16 protein-coding genes and 3 pseudogenes are annotated in these 16,511 nt (G+C 62.1%); 7 read left to right on the top strand and 12 right to left on the bottom strand.

What is annotated here, in order from left to right; all coding sequences use genetic code 11:
* Nucleotides 1-103: 103 nt before the first annotated feature.
* Entirely contained in the window at nucleotides 104-2,401 is a 2,298-nt protein-coding gene (locus tag OKQ63_RS13720; RefSeq protein ID WP_264210628.1) for an adenosylcobalamin-dependent ribonucleoside-diphosphate reductase, read from the top strand.
* Between the two features lie 300 nt (nucleotides 2,402-2,701).
* On the opposite strand, the gene OKQ63_RS13715 is transcribed toward OKQ63_RS13720, so the two are convergent.
* A protein-coding gene (locus tag OKQ63_RS13715) for an IS5 family transposase (RefSeq protein ID WP_264210627.1) occupies nucleotides 2,702-3,459 on the bottom strand; the annotation gives its coding sequence in 2 pieces (ribosomal slippage) (nucleotides 2,702-3,135 and nucleotides 3,135-3,459; 759 coding nt in all).
* Between the two features lie 89 nt (nucleotides 3,460-3,548).
* On the opposite strand from OKQ63_RS13715, the gene OKQ63_RS13710 reads away from it, so the two are divergent.
* The 4 genes and pseudogenes from OKQ63_RS13710 to OKQ63_RS26240 all read left to right on the top strand — a co-directional run.
* Nucleotides 3,549-4,517 (top strand): LysR substrate-binding domain-containing protein, encoded by a 969-nt coding sequence (locus tag OKQ63_RS13710; protein WP_264210626.1) that lies wholly within the window; start codon nucleotides 3,549-3,551, stop codon nucleotides 4,515-4,517.
* A gap of 285 nt (nucleotides 4,518-4,802) precedes the next feature.
* A pseudogene (locus OKQ63_RS13705) lies at nucleotides 4,803-4,934 on the top strand (transposase); the annotation flags it as partial.
* A 388-nt stretch (nucleotides 4,935-5,322) separates the two neighbouring features.
* Nucleotides 5,323-5,514 (top strand): transposase, encoded by a 192-nt coding sequence (locus OKQ63_RS26245; protein WP_434086013.1) that lies wholly within the window; start codon nucleotides 5,323-5,325, stop codon nucleotides 5,512-5,514.
* Nucleotides 5,495-6,091, top strand: a pseudogene (locus OKQ63_RS26240) (hypothetical protein); the annotation flags it as partial. The gene OKQ63_RS26245 and the pseudogene OKQ63_RS26240, both read left to right, overlap by 20 nt.
* Before the next feature lie 167 nt (nucleotides 6,092-6,258).
* On the opposite strand, the gene OKQ63_RS13690 reads toward OKQ63_RS26240, so the two are convergent.
* Complete coding sequence (locus OKQ63_RS13690; RefSeq protein ID WP_264210625.1) at nucleotides 6,259-6,990, bottom strand: Crp/Fnr family transcriptional regulator; 732 nt, start codon at nucleotides 6,988-6,990, stop codon at nucleotides 6,259-6,261.
* Here OKQ63_RS13690 and OKQ63_RS13685 point away from each other — a divergent pair.
* A complete protein-coding gene (locus OKQ63_RS13685; RefSeq protein ID WP_264210624.1) occupies nucleotides 6,989-7,495 on the top strand; it encodes a hypothetical protein in 507 nt (168 codons plus the stop codon). The genes OKQ63_RS13690 and OKQ63_RS13685 overlap by 2 nt on opposite strands.
* Nucleotides 7,496-7,589: 94 nt before the next feature.
* Here the strand turns inward: OKQ63_RS13685 and OKQ63_RS13680 are convergent, their stop codons facing one another.
* The 5 genes and pseudogenes from OKQ63_RS13680 to OKQ63_RS13660 all read right to left on the bottom strand — a co-directional run bounded on the left by OKQ63_RS13680 (nucleotide 7,590) and on the right by OKQ63_RS13660 (nucleotide 11,527).
* Nucleotides 7,590-8,837: a cation:proton antiporter gene (locus tag OKQ63_RS13680; protein ID WP_264210623.1), complete on the bottom strand. Its 1,248-nt coding sequence runs from the start codon at nucleotides 8,835-8,837 to the stop codon at nucleotides 7,590-7,592.
* A gap of 257 nt (nucleotides 8,838-9,094) precedes the next feature.
* Complete coding sequence (locus OKQ63_RS13675; RefSeq protein WP_264210622.1) at nucleotides 9,095-9,292, bottom strand: CsbD family protein; 198 nt, start codon at nucleotides 9,290-9,292, stop codon at nucleotides 9,095-9,097.
* Nucleotides 9,293-9,349: 57 nt separating this feature from the next.
* Nucleotides 9,350-9,833 (bottom strand): annotated as a pseudogene (locus tag OKQ63_RS13670) (host attachment family protein).
* 254 nt (nucleotides 9,834-10,087) lie between these two features.
* Nucleotides 10,088-10,927, bottom strand: coding sequence for a YihY/virulence factor BrkB family protein (locus tag OKQ63_RS13665; RefSeq protein WP_264210621.1), 840 nt, complete (start codon nucleotides 10,925-10,927; stop codon nucleotides 10,088-10,090).
* A gap of 234 nt (nucleotides 10,928-11,161) precedes the next feature.
* A complete protein-coding gene (locus tag OKQ63_RS13660) occupies nucleotides 11,162-11,527 on the bottom strand; it encodes a hypothetical protein (protein WP_264210620.1) in 366 nt (121 codons plus the stop codon).
* A 571-nt stretch (nucleotides 11,528-12,098) separates the two neighbouring features.
* Here OKQ63_RS13660 and OKQ63_RS13655 point away from each other — a divergent pair.
* Nucleotides 12,099-13,448, top strand: coding sequence for a mechanosensitive ion channel domain-containing protein (locus OKQ63_RS13655; protein ID WP_264210619.1), 1,350 nt, complete (start codon nucleotides 12,099-12,101; stop codon nucleotides 13,446-13,448).
* A 42-nt stretch (nucleotides 13,449-13,490) separates the two neighbouring features.
* On the opposite strand, the gene OKQ63_RS13650 is transcribed toward OKQ63_RS13655, so the two are convergent.
* The 5 genes from OKQ63_RS13650 to OKQ63_RS13630 form a co-directional block, all read right to left on the bottom strand.
* Entirely contained in the window at nucleotides 13,491-14,522 is a 1,032-nt protein-coding gene (locus OKQ63_RS13650; protein WP_264210618.1) for an AI-2E family transporter, read from the bottom strand.
* Between the two features lie 5 nt (nucleotides 14,523-14,527).
* A complete protein-coding gene (locus OKQ63_RS13645) occupies nucleotides 14,528-15,295 on the bottom strand; it encodes a hypothetical protein (protein WP_264210617.1) in 768 nt (255 codons plus the stop codon).
* Nucleotides 15,282-15,683 carry a phage holin family protein gene (locus tag OKQ63_RS13640; RefSeq protein WP_264210616.1) on the bottom strand — a complete coding sequence of 134 codons (402 nt, stop codon included), beginning with the start codon at nucleotides 15,681-15,683 and terminating at the stop codon, nucleotides 15,282-15,284. The genes OKQ63_RS13645 and OKQ63_RS13640 overlap by 14 nt, the downstream gene beginning before the upstream one ends.
* Entirely contained in the window at nucleotides 15,670-16,107 is a 438-nt protein-coding gene (locus tag OKQ63_RS13635; protein ID WP_264210615.1) for a hypothetical protein, read from the bottom strand. Before OKQ63_RS13635 ends, OKQ63_RS13640 begins: the two co-directional genes overlap by 14 nt.
* A 125-nt stretch (nucleotides 16,108-16,232) precedes the next feature.
* A complete protein-coding gene (locus OKQ63_RS13630) occupies nucleotides 16,233-16,418 on the bottom strand; it encodes a PLDc N-terminal domain-containing protein (RefSeq protein ID WP_264210614.1) in 186 nt (61 codons plus the stop codon).
* Nucleotides 16,419-16,511: the final 93 nt, after the last annotated feature.

The raw sequence follows: 16,511 nt of genomic DNA, 5'->3' as shown, positions 1-16,511 counted from the left end.
ATAAAAAGTGCTAAGATTTGGCTAAACGCCGTTGAGGCAGCGCGCCGCAGCGGCTATCCAGACGCCCACTCAATTATCACGACCGACCATAGGGATTCGCCATATGAGCCGCTTTGCCGCCCCCATCGCCGAGCAGATCTGGGATATGAAATACCGATTCAAGCAGGCGGACGGGACGCCGATCGACGTCACCGTCGAGGACACCTGGCGGCGCATCGCCCGCGATCTGGCGCGGGCCGAGAAAAAGCCGGACGTGTGGGAAGAGAAATTCTTCGGCGCGCTGGAGGATTTCAAATACCTGCCCGCGGGCCGGATCACCGCGGGCGCGGGCACCGCGCGGCAGGTGACGCTGTTCAACTGCTTCGTGATGGGCACCGTGCCGGACAGCATGTCGGGGATTTTCGACATGCTGAAGGAGGCGGCGCTGACCATGCAGCAGGGCGGCGGCATCGGCTATGACTTCTCGACCATCCGGCCGCGCGGCGCCGATGTGAAGGGCGTGGCGGCGGATGCCTCCGGCCCGTTGTCGTTCATGGATGTCTGGGACGCGATGTGCCGCACCATCATGTCGGCAGGCTCCCGCCGCGGCGCGATGATGGCGACGATGCGCTGCGACCACCCGGATATCGAGCAGTTCATCACCGCCAAGTCCGACCCCGCCCGGCTGCGCATGTTCAACATGTCGGTGCTGGTGACGGACGCCTTCATGGAAGCGGTCAAATCCGACGGCTCCTGGGATCTGCAGTTTGACGGCAAGGTCTATCACACCGTGCAGGCGCGCGACCTGTGGAACAAGATCATGCAGGCGACCTATGATTACGCCGAGCCAGGCGTGATCTTCATCGACCGCATCAACAAGGCCAACAACCTCAGCTATGTTGAGCAGATCGCGGCCACCAATCCCTGCGGCGAGCAGCCGCTGCCGCCCTATGGCGCCTGCCTGCTGGGTTCGATCAACATGGCGCGGCTGGTGGCGGACCCGTTCGAGACCAACGCCCACCTGGACCAGGAGGCGATGCAGGAGCTGGTCGCCACCGCGGTGCGGATGATGGACAACGTGGTGGACGTGTCCAAGTTCCCGCTGGACGCACAGGCGCAGGAAGCCAGGAACAAGCGCCGGATTGGCCTGGGGGTCACCGGCCTGGCGGATGCGCTCCTGATGCTGGGGCTGGAGTACGGCACCGACGAAGCGGCGCGTCAGACCGACGAATGGCTGCATAGCATAGCCCGCGCCGCCTATCTGGCGTCGGTGGATCTTGCCAAGGAAAAGGGTGCCTTCCCGCTGTTTGACGCCGAGAAATACCTGGCGTCCGGCAACATGATGAACATGGACGAGGATGTGCGCGACGCGATCCGCGAGCATGGCATCCGCAACGCGCTTTTGACCTCGATCGCGCCGACCGGCACCATTTCGCTTTATGCGGGCAACGTGTCCTCGGGGATCGAGCCGGTGTTCGCCTATGCCTATACCCGCAAGGTGCTGCAGAAGGACGGCTCGCGCACCGAGGAAGAGGTGGTCGACTATGCGGTGCAGATGTACCGCGAGAAGTTCGGCGCCGATGCCAAGCTGCCCGGCTATTTCGTGAACGCCCAGACGCTGAGCCCCGCGGCGCATGTGAAAATGCAGGCGGCGGCGCAGAAATGGATCGACTCGTCGATTTCCAAGACCATCAACTGCCCCGAGGACATCTCCTTTGATGCCTTCAAGGACGTCTACATGCAGGCCTGGGACCAGGGCTGCAAGGGCTGCACCACCTACCGTCCGAACGACGTGACCGGCTCGGTCCTGTCGGTGAGCGAAAGCGCTGACACCGCCCCGGGCGAGACCGCCAAGGCGCCGCATGAGAGCGGCCTGGCGGCGGACGGGGCGGAAGTCGTCTACATGTCCGAGCCGCTGGACCGGCCGCAGAGCCTGGAGGGCCACACTTACAAGCTCAAGTGGCCGGATTCCGAACATGCGATCTACCTGACCATCAACGACATCATCATCAACGGCCACCGCCGCCCCTTCGAGGTGTTCATCAACTCCAAGAACATGGAGCATTACGCCTGGACGCTGGCGCTGACCCGGATGATCTCGGCGGTGTTCCGCCGCGGCGGCGACGTGTCCTTTGTGGTCGAGGAACTGAAGGCGGTGTTCGACCCGCGCGGCGGCGCCTGGGTGCAAGGGAAGTACATCCCGTCGATCCTGGCGGCGATCGGCGGCGTGATCGAGACGCATATGGTCAAGACCGGTTTTCTGGAAGGCGAGGGCATGGGGCTGAAGTCCGACCCGCAGGCACAGGTGGTGAACCTGAACGCGCCGCGCGGCAAGGCCTGCCCGAGCTGCGGCCAGTTCGACATGCAGATGGTCGAAGGCTGCATGACCTGCCGCAGTTGCGGCCATTCGAAATGCGGCTGAGGGGGCTGCCTGACAGTCAGAGAAAGCAAATGAATGCGCAAACGAAAGCATAAGTCTGCGCAAGGGGTGTCAAGGGGGTAAATGAATGCCCCTTCGGCCCTCAGCTCTGGCCACCTTTATGAACTTATTGAGTTGGCGGAGCATTGCTTCTGCCAGCTCTTTGTTTCTCGGCCGGGCCGTGTTCCACCCCCAAAACAAAGGGCATTTCGGAGCTTTTTGTCCGCGTTGAGGGCGACAGGCGTCGGTTGACGCAAGCGCAGGCTGGACCTGCGTGTCTCGATCGGAAGCTAGGATCAGGATTCATAACCAATAGATGACGATAGCTGCGAGGGCGATGGCCGAGAGGAATACCTTGGGACAGCGGTCATAGCGTGTTGCGACGCGCCTCCAGTCCTTGAGCCTGCCGAACATGATCTCGATCCGGTTTCGCCGCTTGTACCGGCGCTTGTCGTATTTGACCGGGGTTTTGCGCTGCTTCCGACCGGGGATGCAGGCGCGTATCCCTTTGTCTTGCAACGCTTCTCGGAACCAGTCAGCGTCATAGCCGCGATCCCCGAGCAGCCATTTGACGTTTGGCAGGCCGCAAAGCAACGCCCGCGCGCCGATGTAGTCGCTCACCTGACCGGCGGTGACGAACAGGTCGAGCGGGCGCCCCTGGCTGTCGCAAATGGCGTGCAGTTTGGTGTTCATACCACCCTTGGTGCGACCGATCAGACGGCCGCGCCCCCCTTTTTCGCGGCCATGCTGGTCGCTGTGCGGTGGGCTTTGAGATAGGTAGCGTCAATCATCACGGTCTGTTCTTCGCCGTGCCCGGCGGCCAGGCCCGCCATCATCCGCGCGAAGATGCCTTTCTCGCTCCAGCGCTTCCAGCGGCTGTAGAGAGTCTTGTGCGGGCCATAGGCTGCAGGGGCATCGCGCCACCTTAACCCATTGCGGTTGATGAAGATAATCCCGCTCAAAACCCGCTTGTCATCAACCCGAGGCTTACCATGCGACTTCGGAAAGAAGGGTTTAAGACGCGCCATCTGCGCATCGGTCAGCCAGAAAAGATCAGACATATCGCCGCTCCGTTTTCGGAACCGTGAAGCACGCGTTGCAGCGGAAATCAATGCATCCTGACCCTAAGGAACTTAGATAAGGTGGGCTTATGAACAGATTCCGTCCTCATCTGCCGCCGCTGGATGCGCTGGTGCTGTTCGAGGCGGCGGCGCGGCTGGAAAACTTTTCCGCCGCGGCGCGGGAGCTCAACATTTCCCAGTCCGCCGTCAGCCAGCAGGTGAAGCTGCTCGAAGACCGTGTGCGCGTCGATCTGTTTGCCCGCGACGGACGGCGGGTGAAGCTCACCCATCTGGGCAAGGAGTACCAGACGGTGGTGACGCGGGCGCTGGGAATGGTGGCGGATGCAACGCGGGAACTCAGGTCGACCCGCGGCAGAAAGAGGATCACCCTGGCGGCGGATCAATCGATCGCCTGGATGTGGCTGATGAAGCGGATGCCGGTGATCCAGAAACACCATCCCGCCGTCCCGATTCGCCTGATTGCATCCGACAGCCTGGCGGACTGCCTGAGCCCCCAGGTGACGATGGGGATACTGCATGGCTCCGGCGACTGGCCGGGATACGACTCCCGCCTGCTCTTTCCAGAAGAGGTGTTCCCGGTCTGCAGCCCGGACTATCTGCGAAATGCCGGACCGCTGCGCAACGCTGCGGACTTGCAGAACCACAACCTGCTGCACCTGGAGGACGACCAGTGGCAGTGGATGAACTGGCGGGTGTGGATGACGGAGAACGGCCTAACGGATCCGAACAGCCAGCACGGCCTGGTGATCAACAACTACCCGCTGCTCATAGAGGCGGCGAAATCCGGCCAGGGCGTCGCCCTGGGCTGGCGGAACCTGATCGACGAAGCACTGGTGTCAGGCGAGCTGCTCAGGCCGGTGCCCGGCACCGTCCGGACCGAGGCGGGCTACCACATCGTCTGGAGCCAGGAGCGCCCGCTGCCGGAGGAAGCGGTGCAGCTGGCCGGCTGGCTGGCGGCCGAAGCTGCCGCTGAGCGCGCACTGGCCGCAACACATGACACTGGCCGGACAAATGCGCATCCCGTGGAAGAGGATTGAGTACATCAATTCGCCGCTCCATCCCTTGATCAGAAGGATCCGCGCAACTGGCGCCCCGACCCTGCCGCATTCGGCAACGGCAATCCGCGCCGGATGTTGCCGGCCGAGCGCAGGAAATGCCCCTCCGCCCTCGGCATCGGTGCAACTGTAATGAGAAACCGGAGCGGTTTGGGGATAAGACAAGTATGCACCGCCATGGAGACCAGTTACGGCCGCTACGGTTACCGGCGGATCGCGGCCTTGCAGAGGGATGCAAGCTGGCAAGTGAACGACAAGCACGGGTGCAAGCGCCAATACAAGCGGCGCAGCCGAATTGAGATCATGTTTGACAGGCTCAAGGATCGGAGGCGCGTGTCGACCCGTTATGACCGCTGTCCCAAGGACTTCCTTTCAGCCATCGCCTTCGCAGCAACCGTCACCCTCGACCGGGAAACCACCCTGCGTTCCGCTGATGGTGAAGTGGAAACCGGCACGCCGAGTTTCGATGTCAATGTGGTGCTCGAAGATGGCATTGTTCTGGACCTGGATATTGATCTGGGGATACTCGGTGCAGGTGTGGACCTCAGTGTGGCTGCAGCACAAACGGGCGCTGAGTACGCTGCTAACGCGCTCACTCCGGTTGAAGACCTGGCTGCATCATTTGACGCCGCTTCGGTCACGCCAGTTGATGATCACGGATCACCTGTACTGTTCTGACTGTGCTGGCCGAATGTGGTCCTTCACTGTGTAGAACCTTGCGGTTCAGAACATACCGAACTGAAGTTCACATTTCTGACCGCTGGGTCGCACGCGCATCACCGACACCATGATGCAGGAGGTGACGGCCAAGCAGAACCGCTCGCTTGAGCCCTGCTATCCGGTGGTGCTCATGGATGCGATCCGGGTCAACATCCGCAGCGACGGCGCGGTCTCGAAATATTATCCGTCTGCTGTGCCATTCCGTGAGTTTTGCCAGCTAGGAGGACCGAAAGACCGTCAACAAGTCCGATACCGGTGATGCTGAAGGGCTGGCGCATCTGGCCCGCACCGGCTGGTTCAGCCGCGCTCACATCAGAAGCGAAGCATCGGAGCGGGTACGCGTTCTTATTGGCGCACGGGAACGCCTGGTCAGGATGCGCAAGGAGCTGGAAGCGCATGTTCGCGGTGTGCTGAAGGTTTTCGGAATCTGTCGGGGGCCAGCAGGCCGGGCAAACCTGCGGCAGGGCTTTCGCGACCAGCTCGCCGAGGCAGGTCAGGCCGACCCGGCTCTCGGCGTGATGGCGGATATGTTCGTCCCGATCCACAGTTCCCTGTGCGCGGCCGCGGAAGCGATGGATGAAGAGCTCAGGATCATCGCGCGCCAGAGCGGCCTTGCCTGCCGCCTCATGACCGTTCCGGGCGTCGGGTCTGTCGTCGCGCTGTCCTTCATCGCTAACCGGACGGTCCGGCATGAGTGGCTCGCCCTCTGCATTTTCGAAAATATCGACGCTGTGCAGCAGATTTCCACCGCATGGCTGTGGTCCTAAAACAATGAGCGCCCCAATAGGGGCAACGGCGGGATGACCCCGGCCCAGAAGCTGAAGATGGCCGCGTGAATTCTACGACCAAGCCCCCGTGAAAATGGGAGGATTCCCCAAGCTCTGGGCAGCCTGAACGCGGGGGGAGGCATTTCGTGCAAAAGAACTCAGGGCTTTTGGTGGTCTCAGCAGTTGGACTTGGGGTATTGACCGGACTGGGAGTTATACACCGGAGCAATGCCGCATCAGATCAACGGCCGCCGTTCGGGCGCGGTCAGCTCGATCATCGCGACGTCTGCAAGCGCGGAAAGGTTCCTGATCGTCAGACTTCCATTCTGCCATTTCGTAAGTTTGCTGTCCCGCAGCGTCTTCAGCATCTTGTTGGTATGCACCAGCGACAGGCCCAGCGCATCTGCGAGGTCCTGCTGGCGGTAGGGGAGTGGCACTGTATCCTTCACTTCCATGCCAACAGATTTGAGCCGCTCGTAAATCCGCACCAGGGCCCAGGCAATGCGCTGCGAGGCATCCCGCTGCCCGAGAGACGCAATGGTTTCGCCCAGGAAGTGCTCTTCGACAGCGGCGATCCACGTCATGTGGTATGCGCGCTCTGGCTGTTTCTGGAAAAGCTCATACAGCGCAGCGCGGCGGAACACGCACAGCGTCATCGGGGTGGTTGCCTCCACTGAATGCTTCATCTCACCCATCAGGCTGGCCTGCAGCCCGGCAAAATCGCCCGGAAAAAGGAAGTTTATCACTTGGCGGCGGCCATTTTCCAATGTCGTGTAGCGTGTGCCCATGCCGTTTAGAACTGTATAGAGCTGCGGGCTGTTGGATCCTTCCAGCAGGATTGTCGTGCCTGCATCCACCGTAAGCTCCCCGGATTTAAACCCTTGGGTGAAGATGACTTCCTCACGCGACATCGGTGCAAAAACGGGCCGCTTGCGCAGCGGGCAGTTCTGGCAGGCGGTCGGCGGCATGGCCTTTCTCCCTTTGCAGCTATGTCACAGTTTAATGCGCCGGAACCAGAAAGGTTCCAAAATGCTTGAGTGTAGGGGGGCAGAAGCAATGAAAATGCCCAATCAAGACAGAGCAGATGTCTATCTGATCGTGTCCAGGAACTATCTGATCACTTGCGATATCTGTGATGCCATCACGGACTTCGATCCGACAGCCGAAATCAGCGTTCAGAAGGGGCATTCAAACGCGCTGACGTCGATCAAGCCATACAGGCGGATTGCTGTCGCCTTTGTTGAGGCAGGATCCGAACAAGTTTCCAGGCTCAAGATCGATCAGGCCGTTCAGGGCCGCGGCGGGCGGCTTGTCCTTTTGGGCAATGCGGCCGAGGACGAGCTGGACGGGCATTCACCGCGGCTTAGATGGCCGGTGCTTGCCCGGCCGGTTTCCACCCGGATGATTCTGGCGCAGCTGGTGCCGGAGCAGTGCAGGAAGCGGAACAACTGCAGTGTTGCCGGACTGAGATAGGGCTTGCACTGATCGCTGCACCGCTCAGACTTGCCGCCGCTTCTTCTGCGCTCATGGGTTAAGTCTGCGGGGCCTGAAATAGCCGGCTTGCTTACTATGCAATCTCATCCATTGCGCGGCCGACGGTGAAGCCGTGCAGCATGGTAGAGAGCAGGATGGTCAGGCCAATAAGGGCCCATAAATCCAGTTCATTCACAAATTCCAAGTGTGCCCCGGCATAGCAGAGGTAGTAGATTGAGCCGATCCCCCGGACCCCGAATACGGATACCACCAGACGGTCGCGCTTGTTGAGCTGCGAACCAGCCAGCGCTAACCAGCCTGCCAGAGGCCGGATCACAATGATGAGCAGAAGCGCCAACAGGACATGTGTCCAGGTCAGGTCTTCGAGAACAACCGGCAGGATATAGCCAAGGGCAACTAACAGCAGCGCTGTCAAAGCGTGTTCGATCGTTTCGCAGAAATCATGCAGCCTGCGGTGAAAGCGGTGTTCATTTTCGATCCGGCGCAGTGTCAGGCCCATAACCGCAACGGCGATGAACCCGTAGCCTTCAACGAGTTCGGTGGATCCGTAGCAAAGCAGCACCCCAGCGGCCGCCACAACGCCCGAACCCGTGTCAGCCAGAACTGCGGAACGGGGAAACCGAAACAGCACTTGCCCCAGCGCCCAGCCGCCGCAGACACCCATCACAACACCTGCCGAGATGCGGTACGCGACATCAATTGCCAGCCAGTCAGCCAGCCACGCCTGAGGGCTCACCCCCTGCATGGCAACAGTGAGGCCAAGGTAGACGAAAGGGAAGGCGAGCCCGTCATTGAGCGCCGCTTCAGTTGTCAGAGTGAAGCGTACGGGGTGCTCTTTGCCTTCCATTGGCGGACCAACCTGCACGTCGCCCGCAAGCACCGGATCTGTCGGGGCCAGCACAGCCCCCAAGAGTATCGCACCGGCAGCTGTCATGCCGCCTAGTCCCCAGCCCAGCAGGGCAACCGCCAGAATTGTGAGCGGCATCCCGAAAAGGAGAAGCCGGGCTGTCGGAGCCCATTTTTTCCATGGCTTCAGGCTGTCGAGGCGGAGGCCGGCTGCAAACAGCGCAACAATCACGGTCACCTCGCTGACGACTTCCCATGGCTTCGGATGAACGCGCGGGTCAGGAATGTCAGGCAGGCCCGGAACCAGCCAGTAAGCCGCCATGCCCAGCAGGATGAGAAGCGGTGCGGCGGCAGGCTCGCGCGCTGAGAACAACCGCGGCGACCAATGAGCAAGAATGATCACAACGCCCATGGCCGCAAGCATGAGGTGATAGGAGGCTAGGCCGAAGAAGTCAGTATGGTCCATGAGCGCCATTGAGCAGTGTTATGCGTCGCCAGACCCGCCTTGGTCAGCACGGCGGGCCGGCTTTTAGAGTGCAGAAGAGCGTTCGGCCTAGCCTGATCAGAACTTCAACCTGCCGGAACTTCCAGTCCATCTTATCGGGCTTCGGTTGCTTGAGGCGACAATTATTCCTCCGTCTCCCAATCCTAACGGTGGATCGGTTCAGTTGGGGGGCTCATTTCCACAGCTGGTCTGTGGCAGCTGCTTGGCCGCCCGGTCTGGGGCACATGTCAGATGTTATCCAGCAAGCGGTCGACGGTCTGGCGGACTTCATCCTTGGTCTTGCCCAGTTTCTGCTGCAGCAGCCCTTCCAGCTGCTCGCGCTCGCCTTTGGCCTGCTCCAGTTCGTCGTCGGTCAGGTCGCCATAGGCCTCGCGCAGGCGGCCCTTGAGCTCGGTCCATTTGCCGGTGAAACGGTCGTTGTCCATGTCGTGTTCTCCTGTGAAATAGGGATGGAAACCAGGGTGTGCCGCGGCGCGGCGCCCTCAATAGGGAAACGCCGCAGCAGCCCGGTGGTTCCATGATCCGTCGGCGTTTTCCGGCTCGCGCAGACTTGCTGGCTCTATCTCGTCCAGCGGGTGGCTGGTCAGTACCATGGGCATGTCCAGTATCAGCTTGTCCGCCACTTCGGGGTGCATTTCATCGCGCCGCGCGCCGAGCACCGGGCGGCTGGCCGCGATCAGCAGCGTGCCGGACTTGCCCGCGCGGGCTGCTATAAACAGATCTTCCGCCAGCGATTTGGCAAAGCGGATCTTGTCCAGTTGGTGCCAGCCGGTGTCGTCGACCGCGGAGCATTGCGCCCCTGGGCCGTCATGGAAGCGGCCGGGGCGGCTTGGGGTTCTCCAGTTCTTTCTTGCGCCGCACGGCCAGGTTGATTTTGTATTCATCGCCCTGATTGACCAAGTACAAAGCCTTCTCGCCGTCGGCGATGACCACCCAGACCCCGTACAGAATGCCCTGAGCCGTCATCGCTGCTGCCCTCCTGGTCCCTGGATTTCGTCACCCGGGTTGCTCCGGCCGGTTTCTCCTGGGCGCGCGTCAGCTCGTCCTCGGTGCCGATACCGCGGGCGAGGCGGCCGCCGGTGCGGCCCTGGTGGGCAACGCCGCCCTTTTTGCCGGGGAATTCCTCGGTTTCCTTGCGTCCGTCTTTGGATTTGTGCCGTTCAGCTGTAATATTTTCCGTTCATCCAAAGTGGCGGTGAGAGCGCAAGAAAAAGGAGCCGTCAGGCACGGCTTTTTGCTAATTCCGCGTCGGCAGCGGCGCCCAGCAGCATAGAAAAGGCCGAGAGCCACAGCCAGGTGAGCAAGATGATGACGCCGCCAAGCGCGCCGAAGACCTGATTGTAAGAACCGAAGGATTCAGCGTAGATCGTGAAACCTACGCTGGCAGAAAACCACAGGGCGCAGGCAGCAATGGCGCCTTTGGTGATCCAAGGGCGGCCGACCGCCGGGCGGTCGGGGCCGTAGCGGTACAAAACCGAGATCCCGAAAGCGCCGGTCACCAGCAGCACCGGCCAGCGGGCCAGTTCGGTCACCTGTTCAAACAGGCTGCTGCCGCTCCAGCGGGCAATGGCCGGCAGAGCGCCCGTCACCGTGACAGCCACAATCAGCAGGATGATTGCAAACAGGGTCAGCCCCAGCTTCAGCGCGGTCACAACTGCGAAGCCGCGGCTTTCTTCCAGGCCGAGCACCGCGTTCAACCCGGTCATGGCCTGGCCGGTCGCCTTGGACGCGGAGTAGAGCGCCAAGCCAAGGGTGGCGAAGGCGGCGATGCCTAGGGTTGTGCTGTCCGCCGCCAGAACCTCGCTCAGCTCCCCGAGAAGGATGGAGCCGACTTCTTCCGGCAGTACTTTTGTCAGGGTTTGGGAGTTCTCTGCGAGCACGCTGGGGGACAGCGCCATGCCGGCCAGAGCCGCCCCGGCGGTGATGGCGGGGAACAGGGACAGAAGTGCGTAAAAGGCGATGCCCGCCGCCAGAAGGCCTGCGTTGGCATCGTTTTGCCGCGCCCAGATCCGGCGCATGAGACTGATGATCCCGGGTGCCGGGCCGCGTGTGTCCTGCATGGCAACTGGCATCCTCCTGCGCTGCGGGCTCACAAGCCCAACGCGCGGGCAGGGGAAGTGGTTCCAGCTTTTGCGCCTCCGCCGCACAGGAGGATTTTGCGGTCAATACGGGAATCCCCCGGCACAGGCAGCTGCTTTGAGGGAAGAGGACAGCAGCAAGAAGCCGGTTTCCGGAGCGCAAGTGCGCCTCCCTTCAGAGCCGGGGATGACCTTCATTCATGGCGCCCGGCAGCTCTATTCGCCGACCATCTGCATCACAGCATCCAGATGGGATGTCTTGAACGGGCGGGTGAGCATGGGCAGGGACTGCAGTTCCGGTTCGGCGGTATCCCCGTTTACCAGGATGATGCGCCAGTTCTTGGACAGCGCGGTGAACAGCCAATCGCGTGCCGCCGGATCGCTGAGCGGGAAGGCAAAGAACACCAGCCGCGGCGGCGGCAGGCCGTCATTCAGGAAAGCGGCACATTGCTCGATTTTGGTTTCGCTCAAAACGGCATCCAGACCGCGGCGCATCAGATAATCGCTTATATCAACCGCCTCAAACGCATTCTTGGTGAGGATCAGTACCGGCGCTTCCGCGCCGCGAGTTCCAGTACCCATAGGGCCTCCATTAACTTGTGGAGGAGCCATGGCACCGCACCGGGCGGCTCGCATTAAACTATGACATATAACGTTTCAAAAAATGCTGTCAGAGCGTTTTTTGCCCGGACTCTGCCGCGAGGTGCCGGACCCGAGTGCGGCAATGACGAGTGCCAGTCAATGCATTGATTAACAAGGGTTGCAGTGCAGTGCCGTGGAATAATCCGCTCGGAAGAGGGAGGTCATCTGCAGGAATTCCGGACGCAGCTGCGGCCAATGCCATTTGTCACAGGACACTTCGCTCCAGAGAGGCACGCGAGGGGCTTTGCTCCCCGGATCTGCGCGGGTTTTGGAACGTTATATGGCGGATATGCAACGTGTCCCGGGCTGCACGGCACGGGTGCCGCCAGGCGTGTTCAAGGCGGGGGGACTGCTTTATGAATTTAGGATGAGGGCCAGTCCGCCTGCGGGGGCAGTCGCGTGCAACGGCCTTGGATTTGAATGTGAGGATGCGGAATTGTACCGTAGAGTGAATCATACCGGGCCGCACCCGGGAAGCATCCCAGCGCCAGGGCCGGGACTGAAGGCGCTTTTGCTTTGCGTCGTTGTGTCGGCTGCACTCTGCCTGGACGCGGGCGGCAGCCAGGCACAGTCCGCGGCGGATCCGGTTCAGACCGACGGCTTGATCGAAGTCGGCGATGCGGCAGTGCGCGATAGCGCGATTCTGAGCAGGATCGAGAAACTGCTCGCTCAAATCGATGGATACAGTGCCGTGACGGTGTCGGTTTCCGAGGGGGTCGTCCGTGTCACCGGCCAGGTGATCGACAATGCAGCGCAGGACCGGCTGACGCAGATCGTCAACCGTGTCACCGGTGTCGTGGCAATTGAGAATGAAACCGAAATCAGCGGCACTCTCGAAGAGCGGCTGGCACCTGCGGTGGACCGGATTGCCGCACGCACGCGAAACCTGCTCGCGAACGGACCCATTTTCCTGGTTGCGGTGACGGCCTTCTTCCTGGTGGCGGCAGGAGGCTGGCTGCTCACGACACGGATCGGCATCTGGACCCGGCTGGCGCCTAACCCTTTCATCGCGGATGTCTACCGGGCGGTGGCGCGTATCCTGTTCATTCTGACCGGATTGGTTCTGGCGCTGGATATCATGAACGCAACAGCCTTGATCGGTGCGGTGCTTGGGGCGGCAGGTGTGGTTGGCCTCGCGCTGGGCTTTGCGGTGCGTGACACGGTGGAGAATTTCATTGCCTCCATCCTGCTCAGCCTGCGCCAGCCGTTCCGGCCAAATGATTATGTGGATATCCAGGGCGATCAGGGAACGGTGGCGCGGCTGACCTCGCGCGCGACCATCCTGATCTCGCCGGAGGGCAACCACATCCGCATACCCAATGCCACCGTGTTCAAAGGGCGTATCGTGAATTTCACCCGCGATCCCCGGCGCCGCTTCGGATTCGATCTGGGGGTGGATGCCGATGCCGATCTGGCAGCGGCGCTGTCCACCGCCGTGGCGGCGCTTGAGGCGCAGCCGTTTGTGCTGGAGGATCCTGAGGTCGGCGCCTGGATCAGCGAGGTCGGGGATTCCAACGTGATCCTGACTTTCACCGGTTGGGTGGACCAGACCCAGGTGGATTTTGCCAAGGCGCGCGGCGAGGCGATCCGGGCCGCCAAAATGGCGCTGGAAGGCGCGGGTTTCGGCCTGCCCGAGCCGATCTACCGGGTTCGGTTGGACGGGGCGCAGGGCCAGTCTGCTGCCGCACCGCCAGAGGACGCCGGGCCCCGGCAGGCTGCAGCGGAGGCCAGCAGCGCGGATCTGCCCAAGGCCGCTGATCCGGCACGTGCCGAGCTGCCCTCCGAAGGCGCAGCAGAGCGGGAGCGCGAAGGGCTGGATGGCGGCGAAAACCTGCTGGATGCCCAGCAGCGGGGCGAATAAGGGGCATTGCCGCCCTTTGCCAGCGCTCCGGGCGGCAGCCTGTCAGATGACCTTGTGCAGGGGATCGTCCAACTGCTGTGCCGGCCGGTTGTCGCGCGTGTCCAGCATGACACCCAGCCACAGCAGCAGCGGCAGCGCCACGAAGGCACCGATCGGCCCCCACAGCCACAGACCGAACACGATTGCCAGGAAGATCAGCAGCGGGTTCACTGCCAGGCGGTTGCCGACCATCATCGGAGTAACGATATTTGCCTCAGCCAGGTTGATGATCAGGAACAGTATCGGAGGCAGAACCGCATACAGGCCGTGAAACTGCAGTGCTCCGGCAATCGCCAGTCCGACCATTATCAACAGCGGGCCAAGGTACAAAACATAGTTCAGCAGAGCCGCCGCAAGCCCCCAGAGAATGGCATATTCCACCCCCGCAGCCATCAGAACCACTGCCGTCACGGCGCCTAGGCCGGTATTCACCACGGTGATGGCGGCGAAGTAGCGGGCCACGGCCTTGTCGGCATGCTTGAGCCGGTCATAGAGCGGGCCGGTGAGGCGGTAGAGATCATCTCTGGTCAGCGTGTAGAAAAACAGCGTGCCCATAAAGATGAACACTTGGGAAACAAAGCTGGGCGCCAGCCACAGGGCATCCCCCACCGATGGTATCGCCGTCTGCGGCTCGACTGCTTCAGCACCGACGGTGTTCTCGATTTCCTCGCTGATCGTCTCTATCCCGCGCAGCAGGGAGGAAGCCTTGCCGATCAGTGAGGACATGACGGCCTTGATGCGCGGCAGCTCCTCGATCAGCACGTTCACCACCGGCTCGATCAGCAGCATGACCGTGGCTACAAACAGGGTGCAGATCAGCAGCAGGGACAGCGCAATCACCAGCCGCGGCACGCCAAAATGCGCCAGCTTGTCTGCAAGTGGCGAGACGACGATGCCCAGCACCAGCGCAAAGCTCATCGGCGCAAGGATCTGCTGTGCCAGCTGCAGCGCAGCAGTGATGCTGATGATCGTGAGAATCATCAGCATCACCCGCACCCCCCGGCCGCTGAGCGTGGTTTTCAGGATTCCTGGCATTGCCGTCAGCCGGCGGCCGTGTGCGGTGCCGGGCGGGGAGTTTGCGGTTCCAGACTGGCGCTGGCGGTGCGGTGCAATTTGTCCAATTCCTCGCGCAGGGCTGCCTCGGCTTTGGCGGCCAGCGCATCGCGGTGTGCGCCAAGCAGTTCGTCTTCCTGGCGGGTAGAGGGCAGCAGGGCCCCGATCAATGCGCCCAGGCCGAGGGCTATGGCACCGGCGGCCAGCGGGTTCTGATCAAAAAAGGTCCGCGAGCGGGCCGCGGCCCTGGCGGCATGGGTTTCGACCTTCTCCTGCGCGTGCAGGGCAGCGGTGCGCGCCTTCAGCACCCGCTTGCGGGCGGCGTCAGGCAGCGCGTCCAGGCCTGCGTTCAGTGTCTCGCGCATCTTGCCAGCGCGGAGGTTTTCTTCAGTCATACCGGTCATCTCCTGTTTCATGGCGGCATCCGCCGCGGCGACTCGCTCATCGAAACCGGCGAAAGCGGCTTCGGGGGGAACCGCAGCGGGCGGCGGCACGGCAGTGCGGGGACGGCTGCTGCTGCCGGTTCCGGTGAACAGAAGGGCCAACCCGGCTCCGGCCAGCGCCAGGCCAGCGGGATTTCGCTTGGCTGCGGCGATGGCCTGGCGCCCGAGTTCGCCGCCATAGCCGTTTGCCGCAGCCGAGAGCTGTTCGGTGACTGACTGCGGTGCAACGGTCTCCGACAGGCCGGACAGCGTTTCCGCCAGGCGGCGGCGGTTTGCATGCACGCGCTGTTCGATGTCTTCAGGATCGGGCATTTGCGGCCTCCTTGATGCTGGCAGCATCCTGTTTGACGTTGCGGATGGTGCGGTTTGGCATGAGCGCTTCGCTGCTGAGCCGCGATTTGCCGGCCAGCACCAGACCCAGTGCAATGGCGATCAGCCCGCCTCCGACGATCAGCGCGGCCCACCCGGCGGACAGGCCCGCGGACGCTATCCAAGCGACCAGTGCCGCCGCGAGAACATGCATGCCTGCCAGCGCCGCCAGCGCAGCGAAGGCGAAACAGGCCAGCCCGGTTCCGGCACGGGCGGCGTTCTCCTTCAGCTCGCTCTTGGCAAGCTCTGCCTCGCTGCGCAGCAACGCCGCAAAATGCTGCAGAGTTTCCAGGAACAATTCCGGCGCCTGGCGCAGATTATGGCGTGCCATGCCCGGCCTCCTGGGTCATCTGTGTGTGGCCGGCATTGCGGCTGTCCGGTTCGCTTGCCTTAAGGAAGCGAGTGGCGGCAAACCCGGCCAGCGCGGCGCCGCCGAGGAACAGCAGCGGATTGCGGCGCGCAAAGGCACTGACATCCCGCACGGTTCGCTCGACATCCACGGTGCGCACCCGGTGGGCGGCATCCTCAAGGTACCCTGCAACCACCTGCGCGGCCTGCGCTTGCATGGTGCCGGGGTCAAATGTATCTGCCGCGGCCCCGGCAGCGTCGGCTGTTGCCTGCACTTCGCGGGCGGCCTGCGACTGCACTGCATCAGCGGTATCGCGGACTTTGTCCGCAACCGCGGCTTTGGCCTTGCGGCCCAGATCGGCAGCTTGGGCACGGGCCTGCGTTTCCAGATCAGACGAAACGGTCATATCATCGGCCTCTTTGCTATCAGGGTTCAAATGGGAAACGCGCGCTGGCGCTCTTTGTTCCCTGGGTTGAAAGAAAGCAGCCCGGCGTCAGAAGGCCGGGCCGCGTCATGTCACTTGCAGCCCTGTCAGATGTTTGCGGCAGAAGACTTCGGACCTGCGATCAGCCAGATGATGAAACCCAGCACTGGCAGAATGAGAATGAGCAGCGTCCACAGGATCTTGGCCGCGGTGGAGGCGCCCGAGGATAGGATCTGAATGATTGCGTAGATGTCAGCAGCCAGCACCAGCAGCCCAATAAGTCCATATTCCATAATTCGCTCCCTTCACTCTGTTGTTCCGGGAAAGGAACGCATGGTGCAGGAAGAAAGTTCCCGGTTCAGGGAGAATTACGTTTTTCGGCACCA

Source organism: Leisingera thetidis (assembly GCF_025857195.1).
Classification (GTDB): Bacteria; Pseudomonadota; Alphaproteobacteria; order Rhodobacterales; family Rhodobacteraceae; genus Leisingera; species Leisingera thetidis.
This window is presented reverse-complemented; position numbering and strand designations above follow the sequence as displayed.

What these genes read in the sequence shown, in the direction of transcription:
- OKQ63_RS13720 (WP_264210628.1), top strand. Translation starts at nt 104, where the DNA reads ATGAGCCGCTTTGCCGCCCCCATCGCCGAGCAGATCTGGGATATGAAA.
- OKQ63_RS13665 (WP_264210621.1), bottom strand. Translation starts at nt 10,927, where the DNA reads ATGCAGGACACACGCGGCCCGGCACCCGGGATCATCAGTCTCATGCGC.
- OKQ63_RS13645 (WP_264210617.1), bottom strand. Translation starts at nt 15,295, where the DNA reads ATGCCCGATCCTGAAGACATCGAACAGCGCGTGCATGCAAACCGCCGC.
- OKQ63_RS13710 (WP_264210626.1), top strand. Translation starts at nt 3,549, where the DNA reads ATGAACAGATTCCGTCCTCATCTGCCGCCGCTGGATGCGCTGGTGCTG.
- OKQ63_RS13640 (WP_264210616.1), bottom strand. Translation starts at nt 15,683, where the DNA reads ATGGCACGCCATAATCTGCGCCAGGCGCCGGAATTGTTCCTGGAAACT.
- OKQ63_RS13630 (WP_264210614.1), bottom strand. Translation starts at nt 16,418, where the DNA reads ATGGAATATGGACTTATTGGGCTGCTGGTGCTGGCTGCTGACATCTAC.
- OKQ63_RS13690 (WP_264210625.1), bottom strand. Translation starts at nt 6,990, where the DNA reads ATGCCGCCGACCGCCTGCCAGAACTGCCCGCTGCGCAAGCGGCCCGTT.
- OKQ63_RS13680 (WP_264210623.1), bottom strand. Translation starts at nt 8,837, where the DNA reads ATGGCGCTCATGGACCATACTGACTTCTTCGGCCTAGCCTCCTATCAC.
- OKQ63_RS13650 (WP_264210618.1), bottom strand. Translation starts at nt 14,522, where the DNA reads ATGCCAGGAATCCTGAAAACCACGCTCAGCGGCCGGGGGGTGCGGGTG.
- OKQ63_RS13660 (WP_264210620.1), bottom strand. Translation starts at nt 11,527, where the DNA reads ATGGGTACTGGAACTCGCGGCGCGGAAGCGCCGGTACTGATCCTCACC.
- OKQ63_RS13635 (WP_264210615.1), bottom strand. Translation starts at nt 16,107, where the DNA reads ATGACCGTTTCGTCTGATCTGGAAACGCAGGCCCGTGCCCAAGCTGCC.
- OKQ63_RS26245 (WP_434086013.1), top strand. Translation starts at nt 5,323, where the DNA reads ATGATGCAGGAGGTGACGGCCAAGCAGAACCGCTCGCTTGAGCCCTGC.
- OKQ63_RS13675 (WP_264210622.1), bottom strand. Translation starts at nt 9,292, where the DNA reads ATGGACAACGACCGTTTCACCGGCAAATGGACCGAGCTCAAGGGCCGC.
- OKQ63_RS13685 (WP_264210624.1), top strand. Translation starts at nt 6,989, where the DNA reads ATGGCCTTTCTCCCTTTGCAGCTATGTCACAGTTTAATGCGCCGGAAC.